General features: G+C 68.1%; 3 protein-coding genes. 2 read left to right on the top strand and 1 reads right to left on the bottom strand.

Annotated features, from left to right (window positions below; all coding sequences use genetic code 11):
* Positions 1-83 precede the first annotated feature (83 nt).
* On the bottom strand, positions 84-2,204 hold the full coding sequence (locus ACM0O9_RS15825) for a methyl-accepting chemotaxis protein (protein ID WP_164229324.1): 2,121 nt from the start codon (positions 2,202-2,204) through the stop codon (positions 84-86).
* A 183-nt stretch (positions 2,205-2,387) separates the two neighbouring features.
* Between ACM0O9_RS15825 and ACM0O9_RS15820 the strand changes: the two genes are divergently transcribed.
* The gene (locus tag ACM0O9_RS15820; RefSeq protein WP_164229322.1) at positions 2,388-2,843 is read left to right on the top strand and encodes an Rrf2 family transcriptional regulator; all 456 of its coding nucleotides are present in this window, start codon (positions 2,388-2,390) and stop codon (positions 2,841-2,843) included.
* The gene (locus tag ACM0O9_RS15815) at positions 2,833-3,738 is read left to right on the top strand and encodes an NAD(P)/FAD-dependent oxidoreductase (RefSeq protein WP_065177852.1); all 906 of its coding nucleotides are present in this window, start codon (positions 2,833-2,835) and stop codon (positions 3,736-3,738) included. Before ACM0O9_RS15820 ends, ACM0O9_RS15815 begins: the two co-directional genes overlap by 11 nt.
* Positions 3,739-3,840 lie beyond the last annotated feature (102 nt).

The raw sequence follows: 3,840 nt of genomic DNA, 5'->3' as shown, positions 1-3,840 counted from the left end.
GACCTGTCGGCCACGGCGACAGCGAAGGACGCGTTGGCGCGCGCTCCACGGTGGTGCCGGCCGCTGGCCGGCAACCGGATCACTCAGGCTGCGCGCGCCAACGCGTCCTTCGCTGTCGCCGTGGCCGACAGGTCGAACACATCCACCGCATCGATCAACCGGTTCGCCTGCTGTTCCAGGCTGCGCGCCGCGGCGCTGGCTTCTTCCACCAGCGCGGCGTTCTGCTGGGTGGTGCCGTCCATCTGGATCACCGTCTGGCTGACCTGTTCGATGCCTGCGCTCTGCTCCTGCGACGCCGCGGAGATCTCGGCCATGATGTCGGTCACGCGCTGCACCGAGGCGACGATCTCGGCCATGGTGTCACCGGCCTCGCGCACGCGCTGCGCACCCTCACCGACCTGTTCCACCGACGCCTCGATCAGCGATTTGATCTCCTTTGCCGCCGCCGCAGAGCGCTGCGCCAGGGTGCGCACTTCGCTGGCGACAACCGCGAATCCGCGGCCCTGCTCACCGGCGCGTGCCGCTTCCACCGCAGCGTTCAGCGCCAGGATGTTGGTCTGGAACGCGATGCCATCGATCACGCTGATGATCTCGGCGATCTGCCGCGACGACGTTTCGATCGCACCCATGGTCGCCACCACCTGCCCGACCACGCTGCCACCGTGTGAGGCGACACTCTGTGCACCGATCGCCAGTTGGTTGGCCTGGCGCGCGTGCTCGGCATTCTGGCGCACGGTGGAGGTCAGCTCTTCCATGGATGCCGCGGTCTCTTCCAGATTGGCGGCCTGCTGTTCGGTGCGGCGCGACAGGTCATTGTTGCCGGCGGCAATCTCTGCGGCAGCGGTATGGATGTTGCCGGAGGCATGCTTGATGTCGCTGACGATGGTTGCCAGCTGCGCGGCAGTGGTGTTGGCATCGCCGGCGATGCGCGCGAACACGCCCTGGAAATCGCCGTGCATGCGCGCGCCGAGGCGGCCGCCGGCGATGGCACGCAGCATGCTGGAGACCTCGCCCAGGTTCAGCTCGGTAGTCTGCATCAGGCGGTTGAGGCCCTCGACCATCGCATGGAAATCATGCTCGAAGCGCGCACTGTCGCCGCGCTGGCTGAAGTCACCGGCGGCCGCCGCTTCGGCCAGGCGGCGGATTTCGCCGTTGATCGCACCGAGGTTGTGCTTGACCGCATCCAGCGCTTCGGTGATCACTGCCTTCTCGCCGGGCAGGCGTTCCATGTCCTGGCTGAGGTCGCCGACGGCGTAGCGGCCCATGATCGAGATCGCGCGCATCTTCACCCGGATGTGTGCGTCGACCAGCGTGTTGCAGTCGGCCACCATGGTGCCGAACGCGCCGGGGAAGGCAGCGGCGTCCATGCGATGGCTGATCGTGCCGGCCTCGTGCGCCTGGGCCATCGCGGCCTGTGCATCCAGCACGCCGCGCAGCGTGGACTGCAACGCCTGCATCGCCTGGGCGAGGCGTCCGATCTCGTCGCGGCTGCGCACCTGCACCACGTGCTGCAGGTCGCCGGCAGCCACTGCGCGTGCAGCGGCTTCCACCGCCAGTACCGGCAGCACCACCGCGCGCCGCAGCCACCAGGCCAAGCCGATCAGCAACAGCACGGCGGCCAGCACCGTCAGTGACGCGCACAGCAGCAGGGTCTGCCGCGCCTGCTGCGAACGTGCCGCCAGCGCCGCTTCGGCCACCTGCGTGGCATGCGTACTCAATGCATCCAGAGCGGTCGCCACCGCGCGATCCTTGCCGCGCACCAGGTTGTCGCCGGCGGCCGGATCGTAGCCGGCCGCGGCAAATGCCTGCAGCGCCGCGTGATAGTCCTGCTGCAGCTGCGCGTGCAGGCCAACGAACGCCTGCGCCAGTTCACGCATGCGCGCGTCCGGGCTGGTCACCAGGCCCTTGGCCAGCCGTTCGACCAGGCGGCCTTCGTTGTCGAAAGCGTCCAGGTGGCGCTGACGCAACGCGTCGTCGTGGCCGCGGAGCAGCACGTTCTTCCATTCCTGCACCTGGCCGCGGAACTCACGCTGCAGGCGTTCGGCGTCGCGGCTGTGCGTGACTTCGGGCGGAACCTCGGTGGACAACTTGAACCAGGCGGAGGCCAGGCCAGCCAGCGCGCACAGCAGGACCACGGCCAAGCCAACAGACACCGCGCCGAGCAGCTTGGACTGCAGGCGCGGAGCACGGACAGACGCATTCATGGGGAAGCACTCTCGGGAAGGGGCATTGCGGTATCGACCCGCCAAGCTCCCGATGAAGTGCGACGGAAATCACATTAGCGTTTCGTTTAGTGATGTGAAGGAACTGTTTCATAGGACAAATGTGTCCGTATGGAACGAATGTGGACCCTGGACAGGGGATATAAATGTAACTATCGTAGTTACATGAAGACCGCGAACCCGCTCTCCGACGCCCTGCACGTGATGGCGCATCTGGTCGGCCAGGACGGCCCGCGCACCTCCGAGCAGCTGGCGTCCTGCCTGCCGACCCATCCGGTGGTGATCCGCCGTCTGCTGGCGCAGCTGCACAGGGCGGGCCTGGTTCGCAGCGCCCGTGGCCATGGCGGTGGCAGCCACCTGGCCCGTGATGCTGCAACGATCACCCTGCATGACATCTATCTGGCTGTGGGCGCACCACCGCTGGTGCAGGTCGGCGCCCGCGATTCCGGCGGCGGCTGCCCGATCCAGCAGCTGGTCAACAGCGCTTTGCTGGAGGGTGCACGCGAAGCACAGCGCCTGCTCGAACAGCGCCTGCGGGCGACCACACTGGACAAGCTCGGCGCCGACTTCGCCCGCCACCTCGCCCATCACCGCCCCCTGGAAGGTCACCATGAATCCTGATGTGCTCATCGTCGGCGGCAGTTATGCCGGCATTGCTGCGGGCCTGATCCTGGCCCGTGCCCGCCGCCCGGTCACCGTCATCGACGCCGGTTTGCCGCGCAATCGTTTCGCCAGCCATTCGCACGGGGTGCTGGGGCTGGATGGCATCAGCGGTGCCGAGCTGCTGAAGGCCGCGCGCCAGCAGCTGCTGGACTACCCCAGCGTGCGCTGGGTGCATGCCGAGGCCGTGCAGGCCACCGCCGGCGCAGAGGGTGTGGAAGTGCGAACCGCCGATGGGCAGGTGCTCGCCGCGCGCAAGCTGCTGCTGGCAAGCGGTATCGCCGACCAGCTGCCGGAGCTGCCCGGGCTGGCCGAGCGCTGGGGCAGCACCGTGCTCCACTGCCCCTATTGCCACGGTTACGAAGTGGGCGGTGGCGCCATCGGGCTGCTTGGTGGGCATCCGATGTCCGCCGGCAAGGCGCCGCTGTTTGCCGACTGGGGCAATGTCACCTTCTTCAGCCAGGGCCTGCCGATCACCGATGAGGAACGGGCTGCCATGCAGCAGCGTGGCGTGCGGATCGAGACGTCGCCGGTGCTGGGCGTGCAGGGCGACCAGCCGACCTGGCTGGAAGTGGAGCTGGCCGATGGCCGCCGCATCGCCCAGCGTGCGCTGTTCGTGCCGGCCACCCAGGCGATGGCCACGCCGCTGGTGCAGCAGCTCGGCTGCGTGCTGGCCGAGAGCCCGTTGGGCGTGCTGATCGAGGTCGATGCGATGAAGCAGACCTCGGTGCCGAACGTGTATGCCGCAGGCGATGCGACCACGGTCGGCAACATCACGTTGGCCGCTGCCGAGGGCGTGCGGGCAGGTATCGGCGTGCACCACGCGCTGGTGGCCGAGGACAGCAGCGCGCGCTGAACGTTGCACAGGTAGAGGCCGACCTTGGTCGGCGCCGTTCCATCCACGCATGGCGTGGATCTACTGCAATTGGGTGCGGTGGGTGCCGGCCTTGGCCGGCAC

The sequence above is a fragment of the Stenotrophomonas sp. FR012 genome, assembly GCF_047520565.2.
Taxonomy (GTDB): domain Bacteria; phylum Pseudomonadota; class Gammaproteobacteria; order Xanthomonadales; family Xanthomonadaceae; genus Stenotrophomonas; species Stenotrophomonas sepilia.
Note: the sequence above shows the minus strand (reverse complement) of the source record. Positions and strands in the feature narration are given on the sequence as shown.

Excerpts from the sequence above, each read along its gene's own strand:
- ACM0O9_RS15825 (WP_164229324.1), bottom strand. The coding sequence starts at position 2,204 with ATGAATGCGTCTGTCCGTGCTCCGCGCCTGCAGTCCAAGCTGCTCGGC.
- ACM0O9_RS15820 (WP_164229322.1), top strand. The coding sequence starts at position 2,388 with ATGAAGACCGCGAACCCGCTCTCCGACGCCCTGCACGTGATGGCGCAT.
- ACM0O9_RS15815 (WP_065177852.1), top strand. The coding sequence starts at position 2,833 with ATGAATCCTGATGTGCTCATCGTCGGCGGCAGTTATGCCGGCATTGCT.